The organism is Methylobacterium sp. WL6, from assembly GCF_008040095.1.
GTDB lineage: Bacteria > Pseudomonadota > Alphaproteobacteria > Rhizobiales > Beijerinckiaceae > Methylobacterium.
Window position 1 is genome coordinate 1 of the sequence record NZ_VRVH01000682.1, and the last position, 536, is coordinate 536.

Annotated in this window: 1 pseudogene; it reads right to left on the bottom strand. The window is 75.7% G+C overall.

Annotated features, from left to right (window positions below):
* Nucleotides 1-536 (bottom strand): annotated as a pseudogene (locus FV230_RS30240) (AsmA protein); the annotation flags it as partial.

The window sequence follows — 536 nt, forward strand, 5'->3', positions numbered from 1 at the left end:
CCCGTCGGAGGCCGCGGCCGCGAGCGCGACCGGGCCGGTAAAGCGCGGGCTCGGATCGGTGTCGATCTCGCCGCTGGCCGTGACGGTCGCCGCACCCGGCGCCACGGCCGAGAAGCGTCGCAGCAGCAGGCCGCCGGTGCGGTCGAGGGTGCCCGTGGCCTTGAGGTTGGACCATTCCTCGAAGCCGAGCACGGCCGCCTCGACCGAGAGGTCGAGGTCGAGCATCACCGGCAGGCCGCCACCCGATTTCGCGCCCACCTTGGGCAGCCCGCGCGCCACGAAGGCCTGCCCGCCCGGCGAGAGCAGGAAGGCGTCGAGGTCGAGGCGGCGCGCCTCCAGGGTCAGCCCCGCGCGCCAGCGGCGCAGGTCGATCTGGCCGCTGCCGGAAAGCCGCAAGGCTTGCCCGCCCGGATCGATCTCGGCGTTGACGCCCTCGAACCGGACGAGGGCGCCGCGGGCCTTGAACTTGCCGCCCAGAGCGAACGGCAGGTAGGCGCCGGCGGCCTGGGCCGGCGGGCCGACGACGAGGCGGGCGC